The 22,625-nt window shown below is 35.9% G+C and carries 23 protein-coding genes; 3 read left to right on the top strand and 20 right to left on the bottom strand.

The window, feature by feature from the left end:
- Positions 1-5: 5 nt before the first annotated feature.
- The 5 genes from D4A81_RS10425 to glgB all read right to left on the bottom strand — a co-directional run bounded on the left by D4A81_RS10425 (position 6) and on the right by glgB (position 6,138).
- Entirely contained in the window at positions 6-656 is a 651-nt protein-coding gene (locus D4A81_RS10425; protein ID WP_111524925.1) for an amino acid ABC transporter permease, read from the bottom strand.
- 155 nt (positions 657-811) lie between these two features.
- Positions 812-1,663 carry an amino acid ABC transporter substrate-binding protein gene (locus D4A81_RS10430; protein ID WP_111524924.1) on the bottom strand — a complete coding sequence of 284 codons (852 nt, stop codon included), beginning with the start codon at positions 1,661-1,663 and terminating at the stop codon, positions 812-814.
- A gap of 147 nt (positions 1,664-1,810) precedes the next feature.
- Positions 1,811-2,659, bottom strand: coding sequence for an amino acid ABC transporter substrate-binding protein (locus tag D4A81_RS10435; protein WP_111524923.1), 849 nt, complete (start codon positions 2,657-2,659; stop codon positions 1,811-1,813).
- A 279-nt stretch (positions 2,660-2,938) separates the two neighbouring features.
- Positions 2,939-3,877 carry a mechanosensitive ion channel family protein gene (locus D4A81_RS10440; RefSeq protein WP_111524957.1) on the bottom strand — a complete coding sequence of 313 codons (939 nt, stop codon included), beginning with the start codon at positions 3,875-3,877 and terminating at the stop codon, positions 2,939-2,941.
- Between the two features lie 17 nt (positions 3,878-3,894).
- Positions 3,895-6,138: a 1,4-alpha-glucan branching protein GlgB gene (gene glgB / locus D4A81_RS10445; protein WP_111524922.1), complete on the bottom strand. Its 2,244-nt coding sequence runs from the start codon at positions 6,136-6,138 to the stop codon at positions 3,895-3,897.
- A gap of 254 nt (positions 6,139-6,392) precedes the next feature.
- On the opposite strand from glgB, the gene lepB reads away from it, so the two are divergent.
- Complete coding sequence (gene lepB, locus D4A81_RS10450) at positions 6,393-6,932, top strand: signal peptidase I (protein WP_330405093.1); 540 nt, start codon at positions 6,393-6,395, stop codon at positions 6,930-6,932.
- 56 nt (positions 6,933-6,988) lie between these two features.
- Here lepB and D4A81_RS10455 read toward each other — a convergent pair whose 3' ends face one another.
- From D4A81_RS10455 to D4A81_RS10490, 8 genes are read right to left on the bottom strand one after another with little or no spacing between them, the layout of a single operon-like run.
- Positions 6,989-8,353, bottom strand: coding sequence for a PFL family protein (locus D4A81_RS10455; RefSeq protein ID WP_111524920.1), 1,365 nt, complete (start codon positions 8,351-8,353; stop codon positions 6,989-6,991).
- 8 nt (positions 8,354-8,361) lie between these two features.
- The gene (locus tag D4A81_RS10460; protein WP_242977655.1) at positions 8,362-8,634 is read right to left on the bottom strand and encodes an ACT domain-containing protein; all 273 of its coding nucleotides are present in this window, start codon (positions 8,632-8,634) and stop codon (positions 8,362-8,364) included.
- A gap of 20 nt (positions 8,635-8,654) precedes the next feature.
- The gene (locus D4A81_RS10465) at positions 8,655-9,449 is read right to left on the bottom strand and encodes an MBL fold metallo-hydrolase (protein WP_111524919.1); all 795 of its coding nucleotides are present in this window, start codon (positions 9,447-9,449) and stop codon (positions 8,655-8,657) included.
- A gap of 4 nt (positions 9,450-9,453) precedes the next feature.
- Positions 9,454-10,014, bottom strand: coding sequence for a dephospho-CoA kinase (gene coaE / locus D4A81_RS10470; RefSeq protein ID WP_111524918.1), 561 nt, complete (start codon positions 10,012-10,014; stop codon positions 9,454-9,456).
- On the bottom strand, positions 10,014-12,656 hold the full coding sequence (gene polA, locus D4A81_RS10475) for a DNA polymerase I (protein WP_111524917.1): 2,643 nt from the start codon (positions 12,654-12,656) through the stop codon (positions 10,014-10,016). The genes coaE and polA overlap by 1 nt, the downstream gene beginning before the upstream one ends.
- 10 nt (positions 12,657-12,666) lie before the next feature.
- Positions 12,667-13,002 carry a zf-HC2 domain-containing protein gene (locus D4A81_RS10480; RefSeq protein ID WP_111524916.1) on the bottom strand — a complete coding sequence of 112 codons (336 nt, stop codon included), beginning with the start codon at positions 13,000-13,002 and terminating at the stop codon, positions 12,667-12,669.
- Position 13,003: 1 nt separating this feature from the next.
- Complete coding sequence (locus D4A81_RS10485) at positions 13,004-13,480, bottom strand: methylglyoxal synthase (RefSeq protein WP_111524915.1); 477 nt, start codon at positions 13,478-13,480, stop codon at positions 13,004-13,006.
- Positions 13,481-13,510: 30 nt separating this feature from the next.
- The gene (locus D4A81_RS10490; protein ID WP_111524914.1) at positions 13,511-14,782 is read right to left on the bottom strand and encodes an SPFH domain-containing protein; all 1,272 of its coding nucleotides are present in this window, start codon (positions 14,780-14,782) and stop codon (positions 13,511-13,513) included.
- A gap of 264 nt (positions 14,783-15,046) precedes the next feature.
- Between D4A81_RS10490 and D4A81_RS10495 the strand changes: the two genes are divergently transcribed.
- Together D4A81_RS10495 and D4A81_RS10500 are read left to right on the top strand one after the other, a co-directional pair.
- Positions 15,047-15,415 (top strand): RidA family protein, encoded by a 369-nt coding sequence (locus D4A81_RS10495; RefSeq protein ID WP_111524913.1) that lies wholly within the window; start codon positions 15,047-15,049, stop codon positions 15,413-15,415.
- Positions 15,416-15,617: 202 nt separating this feature from the next.
- Positions 15,618-16,502: an SH3 domain-containing protein gene (locus D4A81_RS10500; RefSeq protein ID WP_111524912.1), complete on the top strand. Its 885-nt coding sequence runs from the start codon at positions 15,618-15,620 to the stop codon at positions 16,500-16,502.
- Between the two features lie 81 nt (positions 16,503-16,583).
- On the opposite strand, the gene moaC is transcribed toward D4A81_RS10500, so the two are convergent.
- From moaC to D4A81_RS10535, 7 genes are read right to left on the bottom strand one after another with little or no spacing between them, the layout of a single operon-like run.
- Positions 16,584-17,048 carry a cyclic pyranopterin monophosphate synthase MoaC gene (gene moaC / locus D4A81_RS10505; RefSeq protein ID WP_111524911.1) on the bottom strand — a complete coding sequence of 155 codons (465 nt, stop codon included), beginning with the start codon at positions 17,046-17,048 and terminating at the stop codon, positions 16,584-16,586.
- A gap of 12 nt (positions 17,049-17,060) precedes the next feature.
- Entirely contained in the window at positions 17,061-18,092 is a 1,032-nt protein-coding gene (locus D4A81_RS10510) for a sulfate/molybdate ABC transporter ATP-binding protein (RefSeq protein ID WP_111524910.1), read from the bottom strand.
- A gap of 1 nt (position 18,093) precedes the next feature.
- Positions 18,094-18,762 carry a molybdate ABC transporter permease subunit gene (gene modB / locus D4A81_RS10515; RefSeq protein ID WP_111524955.1) on the bottom strand — a complete coding sequence of 223 codons (669 nt, stop codon included), beginning with the start codon at positions 18,760-18,762 and terminating at the stop codon, positions 18,094-18,096.
- Entirely contained in the window at positions 18,755-19,660 is a 906-nt protein-coding gene (gene modA / locus D4A81_RS10520; protein ID WP_111524909.1) for a molybdate ABC transporter substrate-binding protein, read from the bottom strand. The genes modB and modA overlap by 8 nt, the downstream gene beginning before the upstream one ends.
- A gap of 21 nt (positions 19,661-19,681) precedes the next feature.
- Positions 19,682-20,611 (bottom strand): molybdopterin adenylyltransferase, encoded by a 930-nt coding sequence (gene mog, locus D4A81_RS10525; RefSeq protein WP_111524908.1) that lies wholly within the window; start codon positions 20,609-20,611, stop codon positions 19,682-19,684.
- On the bottom strand, positions 20,611-21,582 hold the full coding sequence (gene moaA / locus D4A81_RS10530) for a GTP 3',8-cyclase MoaA (RefSeq protein WP_111524907.1): 972 nt from the start codon (positions 21,580-21,582) through the stop codon (positions 20,611-20,613). Before moaA ends, mog begins: the two co-directional genes overlap by 1 nt.
- Before the next feature lie 7 nt (positions 21,583-21,589).
- Entirely contained in the window at positions 21,590-22,612 is a 1,023-nt protein-coding gene (locus D4A81_RS10535; RefSeq protein WP_111524906.1) for an XdhC family protein, read from the bottom strand.
- Positions 22,613-22,625: the final 13 nt, after the last annotated feature.

The raw sequence follows: 22,625 nt of genomic DNA on the forward strand, positions 1-22,625 counted from the left end.
ATCACCTACTTGTAATATTCTAATTTCTTCTCAACAAATTCCATCAAAAACGCTACTATCGCATTAAATATATAGTAAAACAATGCTGCACATACAAATGGCAATACACTGGTTGTACTGCTTGCAAGTGCTTTTGCCATAGTAAACATCTCCGCCACACTTATTGTAAATGCCAAAGATGTATCCTTTACTAAGGTTATCACCTCATTTGTTATAGATGGTAAGATTCTCTTTATCACCTGTGGTAGTATTATCACAAAGAAAGTCTGTGATTTACTATATCCCAATATTTTTGCAGCTTCATACTGTCCACTTGGCATAGACTGGATTCCACTTCTATATATCTCTGCAAAATATGCTGCATAGTTTACCACAAAACCTATGATAGTAGCCACTATTCTATAGCTGCCTGAGATAGATACTCCAAAAATATAATAAGGTCCGAAGTACACTACCATAAGTTGCAACATAAGCGGAGTTCCACGCATTATAGAAATATAAATCTTACATATATAAGAAATTATTTTGATCTTACTCATTCTTCCAAATGAAACCAATAATCCAAGTGGAAGTGAAAGTAATAATGTTATCAGGAATATCTGTATACTTACCAACATCCCCGGAATAAGCTTCAATGCAATATCAAGAATATTCATAAAATCTCCAATCAGTGTAAATATCTTACTATTTTATCCTTTATTTTGCAATCCTACTATAAGCTATTTATTAAACTTTGCAGGATTGTAAAATAAAAGTCTTATATATATAAGAAAATTGAAAACGCCGGCAGCTATCTGTCGGCGTACTATCATTACTCTAAAGTGGTAACATCCTTACCAAACCATTTTTCTGAAATAGTTTTCATAGTTCCATCTGCTTTCATCTCATCAAGTGCCTTTTGTACTTCATCTCTTAAAGCTTCATTTCCAAGCTTAAAGCCTATACCATATTCTTCGCTTGAAAGAGGTGTATCAAGTACTGTAAATCCATTTCCGCCTCTCTTTGTGATCTGATAGTTTGCTACTACACTGTCCATAGCTATAGCATCTACTCCACCCATCTCAAGATCCATAAAGCCTGTATTATAATCTGCTACTGTCTGTAATTTACCAAAGGTATCTGCCAACTCTTTATTTTCTTTTAATGCAGCCTCTGCTGATGAATCTACCTGAACCTCTACAGTCTTTCCTGCTAAATCCTCTAATGATTCAATACTTGAATCTGACTTTACTACAAAAACCTGGTCATTCTTCATATATGGCTTTGACCATGTGTACTTATCTTCTCTACCCTGAATACTGAATCCGTTCCAGATACAATCAATAGTACCTGATGTAAGTTCCATATCCTTTGCATCCCAAGCTATTGGCTGATACTTCACTTCCTTGCCGATTCTCTTTGCAACCTCTGTTGCCAACTCAAGGTCAAAACCTGTGAACTCTCCATCTTCTCCTACAAATCCCATAGGTGGGAAGTCCTGATCAAATCCCACTGTAAATGTAGTCTTGCTGTCTGTTTCTGATGCTGTAGTAGTTTCTTCTGTAGCCTTGCTCTCAACTACACTTGTCTCAGCAGAAGCTGATGAACTTTCTGTAGTCTTTGCTGATGAACAACCTGCCAACATAAATGCTGCTAAAACTCCTAATAAATAAATTTTTTTCATAAATACACCTCTTAACTTTCTTTTATTCCCCTTGTGCTTTCTTATGGTAGCACACTAAAGTATTTCTGTCAACACTTTATTTAATTAAAGTAATAAAGTTTTTTGATTTCTAACTAGCCAAATATATTACATAAATACAATCTCTCATTACTCCAATATAGTAACATCCTTGCCAAACCATTTTTCTGAAATAGTTTTCAAAGTTCCATCATCCTTCATCTCATCTAAAGCCTTTTGTACTTCATCTCTTAAAGCTTCATTACCTAGTTTAAATCCTACAGCATACTCCTCACTTGAAAGTGGAGTATCAAGTACTTTAAAGTCTTCTGCATCTCTCTTGGTAATCTGATAATTAGCTACGACACTGTTCATAGCCAGGGCATCCACGCCACCCATCTCAAGATCCATAAAGCCTGTATTAAAATCTGCCACTGTTTGCAATTTGCCAAATGTATCTGAAAGTTTTGTATTCTCTTTCAATACAGCTTCTGCTGAAGAATCTATCTGCACCTCTACAGTTTTTCCTGCTAGATCATCAAATGAATTGATGTCCGAATCTGATCTTACTACAAATACCTGATCATTTTTCATATATGGCTTTGTCCATGTGTACTTATCTTCTCTATTCTGTGTACTGAATCCATTCCAGATGCAGTCAATAGTACCGGACGAAAGCTCCATATCTTTTGCATCCCACGCTATCGGCTGATACTTTATCTCTTTCCCCAATCTTCGTGCAACCTCGGCAGCCAAATCCAAGTCAAAACCTGTGAACTCTCCATCATATCCAACAAATCCCATAGGAGGAAAATCTTGATCAAATCCAACTGTAAAAGTTGTTTTGCTGTCTGAACTTGCCGCTTTAGTAGTTTCCTCTGTCACCTTGCTCTCTACTGTGGTTGTCTCAGATGCTGCTGTGCTTTCAGAAGTCTTAGCTGATGAACAGCCTGCTAACATAAATGCTGCCAACATTCCAAGCAAATAAATTTTTTTCATAAATACACCTCATAACTTTCTTTTGCTTTCCTTAATACTTTCTTATGGTAGCACGCTAAAGTATTTCTGTCAACGCTTTGTTTCTCTACTTTGCTAAAGTATTTAATTATCTCTAAAATCAACAAAAAGAGCTACCATACCAATAAAATTATATAAGATATATCGATTACATCTTATATTTAGTACAATAGCTCTCATAAAATAATTTATTATCTCTTTCCAAAATGCATTACTGACATCAGATTGATATATCATATGAAACTTTAATTTGTGGTACTCTTATTTATTTTTTGAATTCCTTGACTCATTTATATGTACTTCCAGCTGATCATAAGGAATCTCTATACCGCTCTTATCAAATTTTACCTTGATCTCTTCTATTATTCCCCATCTGGCAGTCCAATAATCTTCTGTCTTGCACCAAGCTCTACCACCCAGTATAACAGCAGATGAAGCCAAATCGCTTACATAGGTTATAATCTCTTTATTCTTTACTACCAGCCCATTTTCATCAAATGCCTCTTTTATAAGCTTTTTTGCTTTCCTGATATCTGTATTATAAGATACTCCTACCTGAATATCTATTCTTCTTATATCATTGGCAGTCACATTTGTTATCACATCATTTGCCAAAGCACCATTTGGTATAGATATTCTCTTATTATCCGGAGTCAAAAGTATTGTATAAATTATTCCAATAGTATCCACTATTCCCTCAGCCTTAGGAGTTATAATGTAGTCTCCCCTGCTAAAAGGTCTACTGAATAGTATAATCATTCCACCTGCAAAATTACTTAGGCTGCCCTGCCAAGCTAAGCCTAATGCAACACCGGCAGAACCAAGTATTGCTACTACGCTGGCTTGATTTATGCCCATTCTCTCTGCCAATACTAAGACTACCAAGGCATAAAATAAAACTTTCAATGTTGAAAGTAGAAATCTTCTCACAGTAACATCAATATTGATTTTTTTGAAAAACTTTTCAAGCATCCTTGATATAATCTTTATCACTTGGCTTGCTATAATTAACGTAATTATTATAATCACTATGTTATATGCAAGTGCCAGTAAATATGGTGATAGAGACTTTAGAGTTTGAATAAATACACTTGGTTTAAGTTTTTCTATATCCTCTGCTAATGATTGTGCTACTTCACTTTCTGATATAGTTGGCAAGCCGGAATTTGCCACACTTGTCAGACAAATTCCGGTACCCATTAAATTATACAAATTCACTATTCTGCCCACTTAAATATAGTTATAGCCATTGGTGGAACTTTGATCTTCAAAGAATTATCTCTGCCATCCACTTTCTTCTTAACGGATTTCTTTGCCCTCTTGTTTCCTACTCCACTTCCACCGAATTTCTTATCATCTGAATTGAAAATTTCAGTGTAAGTTCCCTTATATGGAACACCTATTTCTTTTTCATATACAACAGGGGTGAAATTGCATACAACGACCAAAGTATCCTCTTCCTTCTCTGTTTTTCTGATGAATGTAACCATACTCTCATCTTTGGAAGTACAATTTATCCACTCAAATCCTGCCGGATCATAGTCCAGTTTATATAATGCCGGATAATCTACATAGAGTTTGTTCAATGCCTTAGAATATTTTTGCATTTTACTGTGAATATCATAGTCCAAGAGATCCCATTCAAGCGATTTATCCTCATTCCACTCATTCATCTGCCCAAACTCCTGTCCCATAAACAATAGCTTCTTTCCAGGATGTGTCATCATATATCCATATGCAACTCTAAGATTAGCAAACTTTTCTTCCTGAGTAGCTCCCGGCATCTTTCCTGCCAATGTAGCCTTACCATGAACTACCTCATCATGGCTTAAAACCAAAATGAAGTTCTCACTGTAGTGATAAAAAAGTGAGAATGTTAAAGCATTATAATCTCCACTTCTAAAATATGGATCTAGCTTCATAAACTCAAGGAAATCATTCATCCAACCCATATTCCACTTGTAATCAAATCCCAGTCCACCATCATTTAGATCGCCACTTATCTTCGGCCATGCTGTGGACTCCTCCGCAATCAAAAGGCTTGAAGGATTTCTTTTCTTATATATGGAGTTCAAATGCTTTAAAAACTCTATTGCATCCAGATTTTCATTGCCTCCATATATATTGGCAACCCACTCTCCGTTATTCTTTCCATAATCCAGATACAGCATAGAAGCCACTGCATCCATTCTTATACCGTCAACATGATATTTCTCAGCCCAGAAAAGTGCATTGGAAATAAGGAAGTTGCTAACCTGTGGTCTTGCATAATTATATATCAATGTTCCCCAGTGAGGATGAGCTCCCTGTCTTGGATCTGCATGCTCATATAGATGACTTCCGTCAAAGCATCCAAGTCCATGCAAATCTCTTGGGAAATGTGCCGGTACCCAATCAAGTATTACTCCAATACCTTTCTTGTGCATATAATTCATAAAGTACATAAAGTCTTGAGGGGTTCCATATCTACTTGTAGGGCTGTAGTACCCTGTTACCTGATATCCCCAGCTTGCATCAAGAGGATGCTCCATTATAGGCATTATCTCCACATGGGTATAGTTCATCTTCTTTACATATACTGCCAATTTATGAGCTATTTCACGATAATTGTAAAATACTGAGCCATTTACCTCTTCACCATTCTCATCATATTGCATCTCTTTTCTAATCCAGGATCCGAGGTGCAATTCATAGATATTCATCGCTGCTGATTCATTTACCCTTGTAGATTGGATATCTTCTCTATTTTTCATCCAATCATCATCACTCCACTCAAAATCAGAAATATCCACTACAACACTGGCAGTATTTGGACGGAGTTCTGAATAGAATGCATATGGATCTGATTTTAGCATAGGCTCACCCTTTTTGTTTTTTACCTCAAACTTATATAGATCACCTACACATACGTCCGGTATAAATATCTCAAAAACTCCGAAATCTCCGAGTCTGTTCATTTGATGTCTTCTACCATCCCAAAGGTTGAAATCTCCAACAACGGATACTCTCATAGCCTCAGGTGCCCACACAGAAAAGTTTACACCTTGTACTCCGGATAAAGTCATTGGCTTTGCACCCATCTTTTCATATATCTCGTAGTTTATTCCTGCACTAAACTTTGATAAGTCCTCCTCAGAATAAATACTATCAAATGAGTACGGATCTGATACTGTCTGCTCTACATCATTGTCGTATTTTACTATATACTTATACTTGAACTCCTGCTTTCTCCCAACAAAGCAAGCAAAGAATCCAACTTCATCCATACATTGCATAGGTATAGGATTTTTATTACCGTCAATCAACAATTCCACCTCTTTTGCATGAGGTATAAAAGTCTGCACTAAAAAACCATCTTCTACTCTATGTGATCCCAAAGTAATTTTTGGTCTATCACATTCAGAATAAGTAATTTCTTCTATCGCTGCCCAATCCATCAAATCATATAAATTCTTATCCATAGCCTAACCTTTCTCCTAATAGTTGAGTAATAGTTCAGATAAGATACCGCCGCTTATCCGCTCCATAACATTTATATAGATTATACTATTCTTTTGCAAAACATGAAAGTAAATGTTATAAACTCTCACATGTAAATGTGATTATTATTATTTTCATAATTATTTTATCATTTGGTTGTATTATAAATTCAATTATCGTAAAATAGTAGAGATTCGTTCAACGAACATCGAAGCAAATTAGATTGGAGAAGATGATGAGTAAAAATTCTGATTTTGATGTTGTAAAAGAAATCTTTAGCTGGATTTCTATAATAGTGGTAGCCGCAGTAATAGCACTGGTTCTCAATCTCTTTATTATAGCAAACTCAAGAGTGCCATCTGCATCTATGGAAAATACTATAATGACTGGAGATAGAGTTGTCGGCTTTAGACTTACTTATCTTTTCCAGGAACCAAAGCGTGGAGATGTCATAATATTCAAATTTCCGGATGATGAGAGTCTATACTATGTAAAGAGAATTATTGGTGAGCCGGGTGATATTGTAGATATAAAAGATGGCAAGGTGTATTTGAACAACTCTGAGACTCCTCTTGAGGAAGACTATATAAAGGAACCTATGATTCCGGAAGCTGATATGCATTTTGAAGTACCTGAGGGGGCTTTCTTTTGTTTAGGTGATAATAGAAATAACTCTGCCGACTCCAGAAGGTGGGTACATCCATATGTATATAAAGAAAAAATAATTGCAAAAGTAATCTTCCGATACTTCCCGGGATTTAAGATGATCAAGTAATCAATATGGGGGATATCACTCTACGATTATAATCGTTAGAGCGGCATCCCCTCTTTTTAATTTTTAAAACTATGTATAGGAGCAGGTATTCTGCCACCTCTGTTTACAAATTTCTCACATGAAAAACTATTTACCGGCATTATCGGAGCATAGCCCAAAAGTCCACCAAACTCTACTAATTCTCCCTCTCCTTTACCTATAACCGGTATAAGTCTTACAGCTGTAGTCTTTTGATTTATCATACCTATGGCAGCTTCATCTGCAATAATACCTGATATTGTTTCTTCTGAAGTATCGCCAGGTATTGCAATCATATCAAGACCAACAGAACAAACACAGGTCATAGCCTCAAGCTTTTCTAAAGTCAAGGCACCGGCATTTACTGCATCAATCATTCCCTGATCCTCAGATACAGGTATAAATGCACCTGAAAGACCACCTACATAGGATGATGCCATAACTCCACCCTTTTTCACCTGATCGTTTAAAAGAGCCAGTGCCGCTGTAGTTCCCGGTGCTCCCACTCTCTCAAGTCCTATCTCTTCAAGGATTTCCGCTACCGAATCTCCTACTGAGGGAGTAGGTGCCAAAGAAAGATCTATTATGCCAAATGGAATACCAAGCCTTCTTGATGCTTCTCTTGCCACAAGCTGTCCAACTCTTGTTATCTTAAATGCAGTCTTTTTAATAGTCTCACAAAGTACTTCAAAGTTTTCACCTCTGGCATTTTTGAGTGCTGCACGTACAACTCCCGGACCACTAACGCCTACATTTATAATGGCATCAGCTTCAGTAACCCCGTGGAATGCACCTGCCATAAAAGGATTGTCATCAGGTGCATTACAAAATACTACCAACTTTGCACAACCTATGGAATCTCTGTCTGCTGTCATCAATGCAGTATCCTTAACTATCTTTCCCATAAGTCTTACCGCATCCATATTCAAACCTGTCTTTGTAGAACCCAAATTCACTGAACTACATACAAAATCCGTCTCATTTAGAGCCTGTGGTATAGACTCCATCAAAAGTCTATCTGCAGATGTTATTCCCTTTGACACTATCGCCGAATATCCACCAAGGAAATTCACCCCAATGTCCTTTGCCGCCTTATCAAGTGTCTTTGCAATATGAACAAAATCTTCTTTTGTTTTGCAAGCACTTCCTCCTACTAAAGCTATAGGTGTAACGGATATTCTCTTATTTACAATAGGTACACCAAAATCCTTTGAGATTTCATCACCCACTCTCACCAGGTCCTTTGCAATATTTGTTATTTTTTCATATATATTTTTACAAAGCTTATTTAAATCTGTGTCTATACAGTCCATCAAGCTTATGCCAATAGTAATAGTTCTAACATCTAACAGATCCTTGTCTATCATATCGTTAGTTTCTATCACTTCAAACATGTTCAACATAATTCCTCCTAGAGTCTGTGCATGGATTCAAAAATTTCTTCTTTTTGAGCCTTTATCTTTACCCCTATTTCATCTCCAAGTGTATCCAAGTCCTCGACAACTTTTGTGAATTTTACAGTAGCATTTTCCATATCGGTAATCATCATCATATTGAAATATCCACTTACTATGGTTTGTGATATATCAAGTATATTTATTTTGTTATTTGCAAGATATGTACATACTCTTGCTATAATACCTACTGTATCCTTGCCTACTACAGTTATTATAACCTTATTCATAAAATTCTCCATTCCTAACACTATACATAGCAAATTTCTGACAATTCATCTCTTTTTGCTACTTCTATATCAAAATCCATTGGATTATAGGATCTTTCATCTGCAAAAATCTCAAACCTGACACTTTCAAGTGCAAGTTCCGGAAGATTATTTTTGTCAGAAAGATGTCCCAGAAAAATCTTTTTTATATTATCATTTAGTATTTCACATATCAACTTACCGGAACTTTCATTGGAAAGATGACCTTTTTCACTTAGAATTCTTCTCTTTAACTCATATGGATATGGTCCTATTTCAAGCATTCTGATATCATGGTTTGCCTCAATGAGTAATGCATCCAGATTTGAAAGATTATCTACAATATCCCTTGTATATCTTCCAAGATCTGTAGCAACTGCAATCTTTTTATCACCACATTCAACTCTATACCCGAAGGGTTCATTGGCATCATGATCAATATCAAATGCCAGTACCTCCAAATCTCCCAATCTTATATGCTTACTTGATTCTATTATATGAAAATAATCAGTGATTTTAGAGTATTTATCTTTGTTCCTCAAATATCTGAGCGTACCTGATGAAGCATATACCGGAATCTCATTTTTTCTTACAAAGACCTCCAGACCTGCTATATGATCACTATGTTCATGTGTCAAAAATATTCCTGAAATATCTTTTCCGCTAAGTCCAAGCTTATTCAATCTTGTCTCTATTTTTTTATTGGATATACCTGCATCCACCAAAATATGGGTGTTTTCACTACCAATATAAGTGGAATTACCGTCACTGCCACTTGCCAAGCTAACCAGTCTCAAAATCTCACCTCAAAGCCTCTCTTATATTTTTCTCTAATTCAGACCTATCTCCATTATTTTGTATAACCTTATCTGCAATGGACTCAAAATCTGACTCTTTTGGTTGTTTTGAGATTATTTGAATAATTCTCTCTTTACTTAAACCTCTTGATAATATCAATCTGTCGATTCTAATATTCATGTCAGTATGTAAATACCATACTGAATCATAAATATCTGTATCATCCGGCAAAAGTGCCTGCTCCACTACATTCAATCTGTTCTCTAAAAGTCTATTTTTGATTTCATCATATACTAATGGATGTATTATACTGTTTACCTTTTGTAACTTGTCTTTATCATAGTAAAGTATATCACCTAATTTTTTTCTATCAATGTTTTTTTTATCATCCAATATCAAATCACCAAAAAAAGACTTTAGTTCAACATAACCTGCCCTATCCTTTTCGTATAGAAAATGTGCTACTTTATCTGCTTCTATGATATTTGCAGCATGGTCCTCTTTAAGTATTTTCAGAGCTTCACTTTTTCCACATCCTATACCGCCCAAAAGCAAGATATTCATTATTTTGCCTCCAGCCAGGTTTTTCCTATATGAGCATCTACCTCAAGTGGTACCTTAAGGCTTACAGCCTCTCTCATAGATTTTTCTACTACTTCAAGAACTTTTTGTGCCTCATCCTCTCTTACTTCTATCAAAAGTTCATCATGAATTTGCAAAACGATATTTGCATCAAAGCCACTTTTTTCAAGTGCATTATCCACTTTCAACATAGATATTTTCATAATATCCGCCGCACTTCCCTGTATAGGTGAGTTCATTGCCACTCTGTCACCAAAAGATCTGGTCATAAAATTTGAGCTTTTTATCTCAGGTATAGGTCTGATTCTACCAAACATTGTCTTGACATATCCCTTTTCTTTGGCTTCTGCCACTTGGCTATCCAAAAACTTCTTTACTCCGCCATAGATCTTAAAATAATTATTTATATAATCTAAAGCTTCCTTTCTAGAAATACTCAGATCCTCTGAAAGTCCAAATGCAGATATACCGTATACTACACCGAAATTTACCGCCTTAGCATTTCTTCTAAGTTCAGGTGTTACCTCCTCAAGCGGTACATGGAAAACCTGTGAGGCTGTAGCGGCATGAATATCTGCTGCAGAATGGTAGCTCTCTATAAGATTATCATCATTTGAAAGTGAAGCCAAAACTCTAAGCTCGATCTGAGAATAGTCCGCATCTACAAACAAATATCCTTCCTTTGGCACAAATATATCTCTAATCTTGCTGCCCATTTCTGTTCTTACAGGTATGTTTTGTAAGTTAGGTTCTGTAGAGGAAATACGACCTGTAGCTGTAATCGTCTGATTAAATGTACCATGTATGCGACCGTCCTCTCTTATATAGCCTGCAAGTCCTGTGGCATAGGTAGAATTAAGCTTAGTGAGCTGACGATATTCTAATATATCTCTTATTATCTCATGCTCCGGTGCCAACTTTTCAAGTACATCAGCAGCTGTGGAATATCCGGTCTTGGTCTTCTTACCTCCTGAAAGCTTGAGTTTCTCAAACAGTATCTCACCTAATTGCTTAGGAGAGTTTATATTGAATCTTTCACCTGCTTTTGAAATAATGCTTTCCTCAAGTTTTGCTATTTTCTCAAGCAAGGCATCGGCATAGTCTTTTAACCTCTTTTCATCCACTCTTACCCCTACATTTTCCATTTTTGCAAGTGAATATATAAGTGGCATTTCCACATTTTCATATAGATTTGTAAGTTCAAGTTCAGCCAATTTATTCAATATATTTGTCGCTGAATGCATTGCCACATAGCTTTCTGTTGCAAAATAATTTATCGCCTTTTCATCATTGAATCTAAGAACTTCATTGAGCTTAGCCTTGCCAATCATCTCAGCCTTTGATGAACAGGTACTTTCCATATAGTCTCTGGCAATATCTTCTACAAAATAGCTGTCTTTTAGGGGATTTATAAGATATGCAGCAACTGATATATCATAGAAGCCCTTTGCAAGTTTCATATCTTTCACCTGCTTTATAAGAGATTTAAGTGAAAGTATATATTTTTTTGTATCCAAGCAGATAACCTGTTCCAATATATCCTTTGTATTCTCTATATCCTTTATAATATATGATTTATTGTACAAGGTTATAGATATAGCATATATCTCGCTGATATGATAACTTTTTATCTCAGTTTCTTCTAAACAAACTGAAATACCGAATTCTTTTGCTGACTTCAATTCATTATAAAGGCTATTCCATTTATCAACCTTGTCAATAACACTTATATCAAGTTCAATACTTGATTTTATTTTTACATTTTCGTATCGCTTTAAAAATGACTTAAACTCCAGTTTATTTATCCACTCAAGGCTTTCCTTGGTATATAAATTGCCCACTTCCATATCTGAAATATCAGCTTCTATCGGTGCATCTGTCACTATAGTAACAAGCATCTTTGAAAACTTTGCATCTTCTATATGTTCACTAAGTGCCTTGGATGCTCTTGGTGGCTTCAGCTCTTCCACATGTTCAATAGCATTTTCTATGGAATGGTATTCCTGTATTATCTTTGTAGCAGTTTTTTCGCCTATAGAAGGAACCCCCGGTACATTATCGGAAGTATCTCCCATAAGTGCCTTTACATCTATAAACTCTTTTGGAGTTACACCGTATTCACTCATAACATCTTCAGGCAAATAGTCATGCACCGTTGTCACACCCTTTGATGTCTTTGGAATCCTTATTTTTATATGTGTATCAGATAACTGTAAAAGGTCCCTATCTCCTGATATTATACTTACAAATATCTCATCACTTTGATATCTTTTTGCAATGGTTCCTATAATATCATCTGCTTCATATCCTTCCTTTGTAAGGATCGGAATATTCATAGATGACAGCACTTCCTTTATAAGCGGAACCTGTTCTCTAAGTTCATCAGGCATTGATTTTCTTGTGCCTTTATATTCTTCATATGCCTTATGTCTAAATGTTGGGGCAGACAAGTCAAAAGCGACTGCTATATAATCAGCCGCCTCCTCGTCTAAAATCTTAAACATTATATTCAAAAATCCATAAACTGCATTGGTATGGAGTCCCTGTGAGTTTGAAAGCTCCGGAACTCCATAAAATGCTCTATTCAAAATACTATGTCCGTCTATTAGAACTAATTTTTTCATATATCTCCTACTAAAAGAACCAAATTCGTAATTGCATCATTGCAATAATAAATACTCCAAAAAACATAAGTGTATTTATAGAATACTTTAGCACCCTACCAATGAATATTATAAGAATTCTTTGATAAGCTTCTCTTATATGACTGTTAAGAGCGGCTGTCAAGTTGTAATCTATATCCTCATTATCAGACTTATCCAGTCCGACATCCACTATATAATAGATTTCCAACTCATCCATACATCCTTTGCAACCCCTTACATGTTGCAAAAAATCTCTTGTTTCTTCCATAGAAAGCTCATCATGTACAAATGGTATGATGAGCTTTCTGGCTTCTCTACAAGTCATTTTATGACATTTCCTTAACCCTTTGTGAAATATTCTCTTTAAAGTTTATAACATCATGGTCGTATTCAGTATCCATCAAAGACGATGTTATAATAAAGTCGGCACTTGACTTATTTATAGCCATAGGTACATCATAAACCTGAACTATACGAAGCAATGCCTTCACATCTGGATCATGAGGTGCTGCTGTAAGAGGATCAGTAAAGAATATAACAAAGTCTATTTTTCCTTCCACTATTCTGGCACCTATCTGTTGGTCTCCACCCAGAGGTCCTGAATTGTACCCCTTTACAGTAAGCCCTGTTTTTTCTGTGATAAGTCTGGCTGTAGTGCCTGTTCCATATAATTTATGTTTTGCTAGAACACTCTTATGTTCTTCACACCAGTTTATAATATCCGGCTTTTTACCATCATGTGCAATCAATGCAATGTTTTTTTCTTTTGGAATAGTAAGGGTTACTCTATCTATATTATTCATATACTCTCCATCTTCAAAAATCAATATATTTTAGAATGGCTTTCCACACTCAGGACAGAACTTTGGTGGATTTAATGGATCATTTGGAGTATATCCACAAGCTGAACAACGAAGTGTTGCCGCCGGCTTTGGCTCTCCGCACTCTGCACAGAACTTTCCTGTATTATTTGCATGTCCATGGCTACATGTCCAAGTACCACCCTGTGGAGACGCATTTTGCTGCATACCATTGTTCATCTGTTGCATACCATTCATCTGCGGATTTCCACCAAACTGCTGCTGTGCCGCCTGCTCCTGAGCTGCCATCTGATATAGCTGACCTGCATTCATTCCACCCATCTGATTTGCCATATTCATACCGGCAAATCCCAGCATAGCACCACCTGCATTGTTTGCTGCATTTCTCATAGCATCTGCCTGTGCTGCACTCAAATTTGCAGCTGCCATAGATGTTCTCTGGAATACAGCAGTCCTTTGGAGTTGTTTTATCAAATCCTCATCTTCTTTTGAAATGGTGATGCTGCTCATTGCAAATGAACTTATCTCAATACCATATCTTTCACCCCATGTACTTGACATTATACTGTTAAGTTCATTTGCGAGTTCAAGTGTATGGTTTGGAATATCACTATATCTTGATCCAATACCTGACAGTCTTCCTATAGCAGGCTGGAGAGCTGTAAGTAGATCCGGACGCATTTGTTTTTCTAACTCAACTGTTTCAAATACATCACTTACATTTCCTGCAACTTCTTTATATAAGAGCACAGGATCAACTACCTTAAATGCATATTCTCCATGACATCTTATAGCGGTGTCCATATCCAAGCCAATATTTGTATCAACTACTCTGTATGGAATAGGTGCAGCTGTGCCGTATTTATTTCCACGTATTTCCTTTGTATTGACATAATATATTCTTGTATCTCCGGTTGCTCCACCACCAAATGTAAGTCTATTCTTAAACTGTTCCCATGATCTCTTTATAGTTGTTTTAAGATTTCCGGCAAAAATTGTAGGTTCGGCAGTATTACTATATACAAACTTTCCCGGCTCTGCACAGACATCCTTGATTGCACCATTCTCTACTACTATCATACATTGTCCGTCTGCTACATCAATTATAGAGCCGTCAGTAATAACATTATTGGTGCCCTTATTGTTAGAACCTCTTTGGTCCACTCTTTTCTTTCCCTTTATTACCAGAACACTATCATCAATTGAATCCTGATAAAAATAATCTCTCCAGGAATCTGCCAACACTCCTCCGGCAGCACCTGTTATAGCTGAAATAAGTCCCATAAATCCTAACCTCCTGTTAAGTAATTTTAAAGCAGTAATTTATCTAATTATAACAATTTTTTATAATCAATACTAGTAAATCAATTCTTAAATATTTATATAAGCCAATATATCCGGAAACTTTTTATAATCTTACTTTTCTAACAAAATACATTATACTGTCAATAACATACGAAAAAGAAATAAATATATAAACATTTTGAAAAAGAGGTGTACAAATCGAAAAATTAGTATAAAATATAAGAAAAAGAAAAGGAGAATTACATGAAAGTAATCGATACAAAAAATGCACCGGGTGCTATAGGACCATATTCACAAGGATTTATCACAAACGGACTTGTTATTACATCAGGACAGATTCCTGTAAACCCTGCTAACGGAGAAGTGCCTGAGGGAATCACAGCACAGACAGAGCAGAGCTGCAAGAATGTAGCTGCTATCTTAGAAGCTGCAGGTTCAGGAATGGACAAAGTTGTAAAAACAACATGTTTCCTTGCAGATATCGCTGATTTCGCTGCATTCAATGAAGTGTATGCTAAGTATTTTATTTCAAAGCCTGCAAGAAGTTGCTTTGCTGTAAGAGATCTTCCAAAGGGTGTTCTTTGTGAAATCGAGTGTATTGCTGAGGCATAAAATTACACTTTTTAACATTAAATCGGCTTTTCATTATGAATAGCCGATTTTCCTTATAATTTTATATATTTTTTTGCGAATAATTCTTACTAAATATTGTCTTTCATATGGATTATATTGTATAATGAATCTAGGATTCTGTGAGCTTCGTATTTATACTTTTATTCACAGATATATAAATGTTTGATAGGAGGTTTACCTAATGGCAAACTCAGACACTCGTAGTGCCTGGCAGCAGATTCAGGCAGGCGTTTATGATACTAGTGAGCTTTTAAACAATCAGAAATACAATTTGTCCATGATTAGGGCTAGACAGACCTTAGAGATTATTGTAAAGCAACTTAGTGGACTAGAGGATTTTGAAAATCAAAGCTTGGCTGATATTATAGATTCGTTATCAACAGACAATCTTATTTCAAATATATCATATCAAAATTTTCAAAAAATTTGTGCTATAGGAGATAGGGCTGTACATGAAGGTAATAATGAAGCTTTTAATGCCACAATCGCATATAAGTTGCTTTCAGAAGAGGTTCAGTCTTTTATACAAGAATATTCTCCAAAAAGAACACGATTTTCTCCTATTGTCGCACCTGTAAAGAATGATGTACCACAAAAAAAGCAGGTCAGTTCAAATACTGAGACTCCGCAAAAAAGAAGAACTACAAAAAAGCCTTCAAAGAATAAGAAACCGCAAAATGTCAATACTCAGGACCTTGTAAAGGTTATAATCGGTGCTTTAATACTTTTTATTTTGATTTTTTTATTCAAATCACTCAATCCTTTAAAGAAGGATAAGAAAGCTGATACCAATACTACAAATACAACAGTTTTAGACAGTGAAAATGTCGACAGCTCTGAGAGCAGTATTGAGGCCGTACCGGAGACAACTGCAAGTGTAAAATATATCACTACAGCAAGATTGCATGTTCGTTCTTCACCAAGTCTTGACGGAGATATTCTTGCTACTTTGAGTGTAGGCGTATCTGTAGAATATGCCGGAGAATATGATGCTAAATGGTCCATTATAAATTATAATGGTGGACAAGCTTATGTAGCTACAGAATATATAAAACCCGCACAGTAAAACATTAGTACTGAATATACTTAAACATAATATTTTAAAATGAGGGTGTGACTTAAAGCTAAGTTACCCCCTCACTCTTTATTAAAAATAAAAATCTCCGCTTTTTCCTCCACTTTTCTCTAAAAGATGAATATCGCTTATAAGCATTCTCTTATCAATGGCTTTGCACATATCATATACAGTAAGCAGTGCAATATTTACCCCCATCAATGCTTCCATCTCCACACCTGTTTGACCGGTAGTCTTTGATTTTGAGAAGACTATTATATCATTCCCTTCAATTTCAAAGGTTATCTTTGAACTTGTAAGGTTTATATTATGGCACATGGGAATAAGCTCTGAAGTTCTTTTTTGTCCCATAATGCCTGCAACCTGAGCCACCGTAAGTACATCACCTTTTTTTATCTTTTTACCCATCACAGCCTGCATGGCTTCATCACAAAGAGTAATTCTTCCTGTTGCAATCGCAACTCTGTTTGTAATATCTTTATCTGAAACATCTACCATTACCGCATTTTTGTTATCATCAAAATGTGTAAATTCCATATCTTCTCCATTCTATTTCAACAATAATATATTTTCTTCGTCTATCTGTAGAAATTTCGGCAATCCCCTGCTATTAATCTTTTCTTTTATATCCTTTTGTACAAGCCAGGTAATGTCTGAACTTCCTTTTGTATACAGATAATAATTATCCTCAAAGGGCAGCTTTGCTCTACTCTTTAATTTAAACTCTATCAGATTGGTACCGGCTTCTTCCCATATAGGCACGAACTCATGAGCTCTGATACCTATTGCATTTATATCCTTTGGCAGCTCTTTTAAAAACTTAAACTTTATTCCCCAATCTATAGCCTCTATAGTATTATCTGAAATATATCTTATATCAGAAATATTTTTACATCCTGTAAGTATTGCCGTTATTTTTGTCTCGGGAAATTTGAATATTTTCTTTGTATTTCCAAGATTTGAAATTTTACCCGTATCAATTACTATAGTACTGTCACAAAGCCTGTATACCTCATCTCTTGAGTGTGAAACGAATATTGCACTGCCTTCAAAGTCTTCCAAGATCTGTGCTATTTCTTCCTGTATATGATCTCTAAGATAAATATCAAGTGCAGAAAATGCCTCATCAAACAGTAATGCTTTCGGCTTTCTGATAAGTATCCTTGCCATTGCAACTCTTGCCGCCTGACCTCCGCTTATCTTATTCGGTTTTGAATCCTTTATCTTTGTGAGTTCAAACTTCTCAAGAAACTTGTCTGCATCAGCTCTCTCATACTTACTAAGACCTATAACTATGTTTTCATATACTGTAAGATTTGGAAAAAGTGCATAGTTTTGAAAGCAATATCCTATATGCCTATCCTTAGGTTTTATATCTATTTTTTTCTCAGAATCGAAAAGCAGCCGATCATCCAGCTTTATATAGCCTTTATCAGGCTTTTCAATACCTGCAAGCATTTTTAAAATCATACTTTTTCCGGCTCCTGAACCCCCAAGTATTCCTATTCTGTTACTGTCCAGCTTACATTCTATATCCAAAGTAAAATTATTAAGTTTCTTTTTTATATTTAATTCAAGCATACTACCTCTGCATATACTCCATCAAAAGCATTATTAAAAAGGCGATAAATAGCACAATGCCTACCCATATTCCGGCTTCAAGATAGCTCTGATTTTGTACAAGATAAGCTATCTGCTGTGATATTGTAGCGGTTTTCCCGGATATATTACCGGCAAGCATAGATGTCGCACCATACTCTCCTATCGCTCTTGCAAAGCTTAAAATCGCACCCGAAAAAAGTGATGGCGATGTTATAGGACATACCACTTTAAAGAAGATCTGAAACTCTGACAGCCCCAAAGTTCTGCCTGCATATATAAGATTCTTATCCAGCTGTAAAAAAGCCGACTTGGCATTCTTATACATTAGCGGAAAAGCTATAATAAATGCCGCCAGTACGCAACCTACAAAGCTTTGCACTATCTTTATCTGAAAATTACTGTATAAAAAGATGCCTACCGGTCTTCTTCGGCTAAATATAAGAAGCAGAAAAAATCCCACTACAGTAGGCGGAAGTACCATTGGCAATGTAAGTATGCTGTCAAATATCGCCATTATCCTTTTGTTCATGTAAAGACTGACATAGGCAAGTCCCACACCCAGAAAAAAACATATTATTGTAGAAAGAAGCCCTATTTTTAGAGTTATAAAAAAAGGGCTCCAATCTAAATGTGCTAAAACATTACTCATATAAATATTTTTCAAATACCTTCTTTGCAGCATCTGACTTCAAGTAATCATAGAACTTGTCAGCTTCAGCACTTGTTTTTTCATCAGCCTCATCATTGTTTACTCTTGCTATAGGATATGTGATTTTTCCACTGAGGCTCTCATCTATTTTTTCAATAATCTGAACATCATCTTTTCCATAAGTATCTGTAACATATACAAATCCTACTTCACCAAATCCCTCTACAACAGATAAAAGTGTTTTTGTAACATTAGAGTTTTCAATCACTTCAAGTCCAAGCTTCTCCTGAAGCTCAGCTCCTGTACTCTCCTTGCTGATACCAAGGTCGGGATATGCCTTTGAAAGTGCCTCTCTTGCATATGCACCTGCAGGAACTGTAGTCTCACCGATTGATATTGACTTGGCATCCTTTATATTGGCAATACCTGTAACCTTTGTCTCGGACTCCTTAGGAGCTACTATACAAAGTTTATTGTGAAGCAGATCCACATCTGTACCTTCTTTGATAAATCCACCTTCTTTTAACTTCTCCATCTGCTTCTTTCCTGCACTAAAGAAGATATCACATGCAAATCCTTCCTCGATTTGAGTCTGAAGTTTACCTGATGAATCTGTATTTAAAGCAATCTTTACATCAGGATTAGCTTTGTTGTACTCAACAATAATCTCTTCCATTGCCCCCTTAAGTGATGCTGCTGCAAATACATTTATTGCTGATGCATCCCCTTTGCTCTCTGCCTTTGTTTCTTCTGCAGATGTTGTTTCCTCTTTTGTTGTTTCCGCTGCTACAGTTGTAGTTTCAGGTGCTGTAGTTTCTGCAGCCTTTTGTCCGCCACAACCTACTAATGTCAATGCTGCAACTACACCCAAAACTTTACAAATATTTTTTAATCTCATAATCTTCTCCCTTTATAAATATTAATTTGTTTCTCTACCACTTAAAATACCTAAACCATGTATAAGTGATTTCATTATATAATCAATGTTCTCTTTACAGGCCTTTGGACTACCCGGTAAATTTATTATCAGAGTATTTCCTCTTATACCGGCAGTTTGGCGACTTAACATAGCCTTTGGTGTGATTGTAAGAGAATAACTTCTAAGTGCCTCTCCTATACCCGGTACTTCTCTTTCCACCACCTGCTTCGTAGCTTCCGGAGTTACATCTCTTTTTGAAAATCCTGTACCACCTGTGGTAAATACTAAATCCACCTGTCTTTGATCACTGAAATGCAATAGTTTTTTAGCTATTTGGCCCTTCTCATCCGGAACTATAATATAATCAACCACTTCCATTCCGGCAGCTTCCACCAACTCCTTTATCATAGGACCTGATTTATCCTCATATTCTCCTTTTGAAGCTCTGTCAGAAACGGTAATTATACCCACTCTGTATGGACCTTCTCCTTTTTCAATAACTCTTATACTCTCTCCCTTTTGTACAACTCCCCCTTTTAATACTTCTGCAAATATGCCCTCTCTTGGCATAATGCAGTCCCCCATTTTTTTATATATATTACAGTGACTGTGACACTCCTTACCTATCTGTGTAACTTTTAGTTTTGCTTCGCCTATTTCAAGGACAGTTCCCACAGGTATACTTCCAAGGTCTACGCCACCTACAATTATATTCTCACCAAATGCTCCGAAATCAACTTCGGCACCTTTTTTTCTGAAAGCATCTATTTTTTCAAATGCCAATAAACTCACCTGTCTATGCCATTTTCCTGCATGTGCATCTCCCTCAATGCCCCATTCTTCTTTTAATACAATTTTTTCAACTTCTTTTTTCTCAGTACCTTTTTTCTCACTTATACATACTGCTAAAACTTCTATATTATTTTCCATTACCCACCTATTTCTACCATATCTTTCATTTCACTAATCTTTGACAAGTCTTCAAAAGCATGAGCTTCCGGCTTTCCTGCTATACATTCTCTAATTTTTTCTTTTAATATATTGTGCTTTTTTTCAGATCCGATTTCAGTATTTTTTAAAATATCCTTTACATCAATATTTGATTCATAACAAAGACATGGTTTTAATTTACCTGTAGATGTAAATCTGATTCTATTACAAGAGTTACAAAATTTTCCGTGCATTGCACTGATAAAACCTATAGATCCGGTAAATCCTTCAAGCTTTATATACTTTGCCGGACCATTTCCATGTCTTTTATTATCCTCGGCGACATTGTATCTTTCTTTTATTCTTTCAAGGATCTCTACATTGCTTACCCCTGTTGATTCCTTGCCATGCCCTATAGGCATCATCTCTATAAATCTGATATTTAATCTATCATTCTTAGCAAGCTCTATAATATCAAAAAGCTCATCATCATTTACACCCTTTTGTATTACTGTATTTATCTTCGTACTTATTCCTGCATTTATAGCTTCTTTCATACCTGCCATTACATCATTTAATGCATCAACGCCGGCAATTTTTTTGAATTTATCTCTCTCCAAAGTATCCAGACTTATATTTACACTTGAAAGTCCCGCATCTTTTAGATCTTTTGCAAGCTTTTCAAGGTAAAACCCGTTTGTTGTCATTGTAATGTCTTTTATATTATCTAAGATATGAAGTTTTTTTATAAAATCAACTATACCATCTCTTATAAGAGGCTCACCACCTGTGATCTTATACTTTGTTATACCACATTCGCTTGCTGCAAGTGCCACTTCGTATATTTCATCCAGACTTAGAGTCTCTTCCACTTTTTTTGTTTCAGGCATACAATATGTGCATCTGAAATTGCATCTGTTGGTAACGGAGATTCTCATATAGTCAATTTTTCTATTGTAACAATCTCTCATATTCCCTTTAAACCGGCTCAAGCAATACTTCTATTCTTCCACCGCAAACCATACCCTCCAGGCTTGCTTCGCTATCTGTCAAGTTTACCTCAAGTATAAAAGCCTTCATTTCAATATTTTCTTTAAGTATTCTGTTTGCTTCTGTATAAATATCATGCTCGGCCTTTCCACCTCCAATGGTTCCCAAAAAGCTTCCATCTTCAATAAATAATGCCTTAGCCCCTATTTCTCTTGGTGCAGAGCCCTTCTTACCGATAATAGTTGACATCATCATTCTTTCATTGCTGTTTATAATCTTTTCAAGCATACCATCAACATAACCTGCATTTTTCTTCTTAACATTCTTTACGGAAATTATCTCTCCCAAAATAGAAATTGCTATCTCAGCAGGTGTTTCTGAATTTATATTAAGACCGATAGGAGTGTATATTTTATCCACCTGCTCCTGATTAAATCCTTCTTCCTTGATATCCTGTAAAACAAAGCCTACACGTCTTTTTGATCCCATAAGCCCCACATAGGCATATGGCTTTTTAAGTATTTCTCTTATACATAGTCTATCCCATTGATGACCTCTGGTAACGATAACATAATAGGTATCATAATCTGAATCAAGCTTTTGAAGTCCGGGGCCAAACTCTTCGCAGTACACTCTGTCAGCTCCTGCTTCCTTTGCCTTAGCTGCAAACTCTTCTCTGTCCTCTATTACTACCATTTCAAAGCCAAGCAAGCTTCCCATCTTTATAAGTGCAAGACTTACATGCCCTGCACCACATATTACTATCTTTTTATTATTACATATCTGCTCAAAATAAAGTCTGTTACCTGCTACATTTATAACGCCTGTTTCATCTATCTTCGCAAGTTCTTTAAGGTTTTCTGAAAAAAAACTTGTATTAGGGCTTTCCCAAATAAGCTCACCATCCTGTATTATCGCCTTGCCTCCAAAGTCTTTATCACCCAAAGAAGTAATGACAAATGCCTTCTTTCCTTTTGACTCTTCTATTTTCTTATAAAGTTCCTTGTTCATATACGCTCCTTCT

Source organism: Lachnoanaerobaculum umeaense (genome assembly GCF_003589745.1).
Lineage (GTDB): Bacteria > Bacillota > Clostridia > Lachnospirales > Lachnospiraceae > Lachnoanaerobaculum > Lachnoanaerobaculum umeaense.

Bases quoted from the DNA above. Each gene is read 5' to 3' on its own strand.
- D4A81_RS10425 (WP_111524925.1), bottom strand. From the start codon at position 656: ATGAATATTCTTGATATTGCATTGAAGCTTATTCCGGGGATGTTGGTA.
- D4A81_RS10430 (WP_111524924.1), bottom strand. From the start codon at position 1,663: ATGAAAAAAATTTATTTATTAGGAGTTTTAGCAGCATTTATGTTGGCA.
- D4A81_RS10435 (WP_111524923.1), bottom strand. From the start codon at position 2,659: ATGAAAAAAATTTATTTGCTTGGAATGTTGGCAGCATTTATGTTAGCA.
- D4A81_RS10440 (WP_111524957.1), bottom strand. From the start codon at position 3,877: ATGGGTACCGGAATTTGTCTGACAAGTGTGGCAAATTCCGGCTTGCCA.
- glgB (WP_111524922.1), bottom strand. From the start codon at position 6,138: ATGGATAAGAATTTATATGATTTGATGGATTGGGCAGCGATAGAAGAA.
- lepB (WP_330405093.1), top strand. From the start codon at position 6,393: ATGAGTAAAAATTCTGATTTTGATGTTGTAAAAGAAATCTTTAGCTGG.
- D4A81_RS10455 (WP_111524920.1), bottom strand. From the start codon at position 8,353: ATGTTGAACATGTTTGAAGTGATAGAAACTAACGATATGATAGACAAG.
- D4A81_RS10460 (WP_242977655.1), bottom strand. From the start codon at position 8,634: ATGAATAAGGTTATAATAACTGTAGTAGGCAAGGATACAGTAGGTATT.
- coaE (WP_111524918.1), bottom strand. From the start codon at position 10,014: ATGAATATCTTGCTTTTGGGCGGTATAGGATGTGGAAAAAGTGAAGCT.
- polA (WP_111524917.1), bottom strand. From the start codon at position 12,656: ATGAAAAAATTAGTTCTAATAGACGGACATAGTATTTTGAATAGAGCA.
- D4A81_RS10480 (WP_111524916.1), bottom strand. From the start codon at position 13,002: ATGACTTGTAGAGAAGCCAGAAAGCTCATCATACCATTTGTACATGAT.
- D4A81_RS10485 (WP_111524915.1), bottom strand. From the start codon at position 13,480: ATGAATAATATAGATAGAGTAACCCTTACTATTCCAAAAGAAAAAAAC.
- D4A81_RS10490 (WP_111524914.1), bottom strand. From the start codon at position 14,782: ATGGGACTTATTTCAGCTATAACAGGTGCTGCCGGAGGAGTGTTGGCA.
- D4A81_RS10495 (WP_111524913.1), top strand. From the start codon at position 15,047: ATGAAAGTAATCGATACAAAAAATGCACCGGGTGCTATAGGACCATAT.
- D4A81_RS10500 (WP_111524912.1), top strand. From the start codon at position 15,618: ATGGCAAACTCAGACACTCGTAGTGCCTGGCAGCAGATTCAGGCAGGC.
- moaC (WP_111524911.1), bottom strand. From the start codon at position 17,048: ATGGAATTTACACATTTTGATGATAACAAAAATGCGGTAATGGTAGAT.
- D4A81_RS10510 (WP_111524910.1), bottom strand. From the start codon at position 18,092: ATGCTTGAATTAAATATAAAAAAGAAACTTAATAATTTTACTTTGGAT.
- modB (WP_111524955.1), bottom strand. From the start codon at position 18,762: ATGAGTAATGTTTTAGCACATTTAGATTGGAGCCCTTTTTTTATAACT.
- modA (WP_111524909.1), bottom strand. From the start codon at position 19,660: ATGAGATTAAAAAATATTTGTAAAGTTTTGGGTGTAGTTGCAGCATTG.
- mog (WP_111524908.1), bottom strand. From the start codon at position 20,611: ATGGAAAATAATATAGAAGTTTTAGCAGTATGTATAAGTGAGAAAAAA.
- moaA (WP_111524907.1), bottom strand. From the start codon at position 21,582: ATGAGAGATTGTTACAATAGAAAAATTGACTATATGAGAATCTCCGTT.
- D4A81_RS10535 (WP_111524906.1), bottom strand. From the start codon at position 22,612: ATGAACAAGGAACTTTATAAGAAAATAGAAGAGTCAAAAGGAAAGAAG.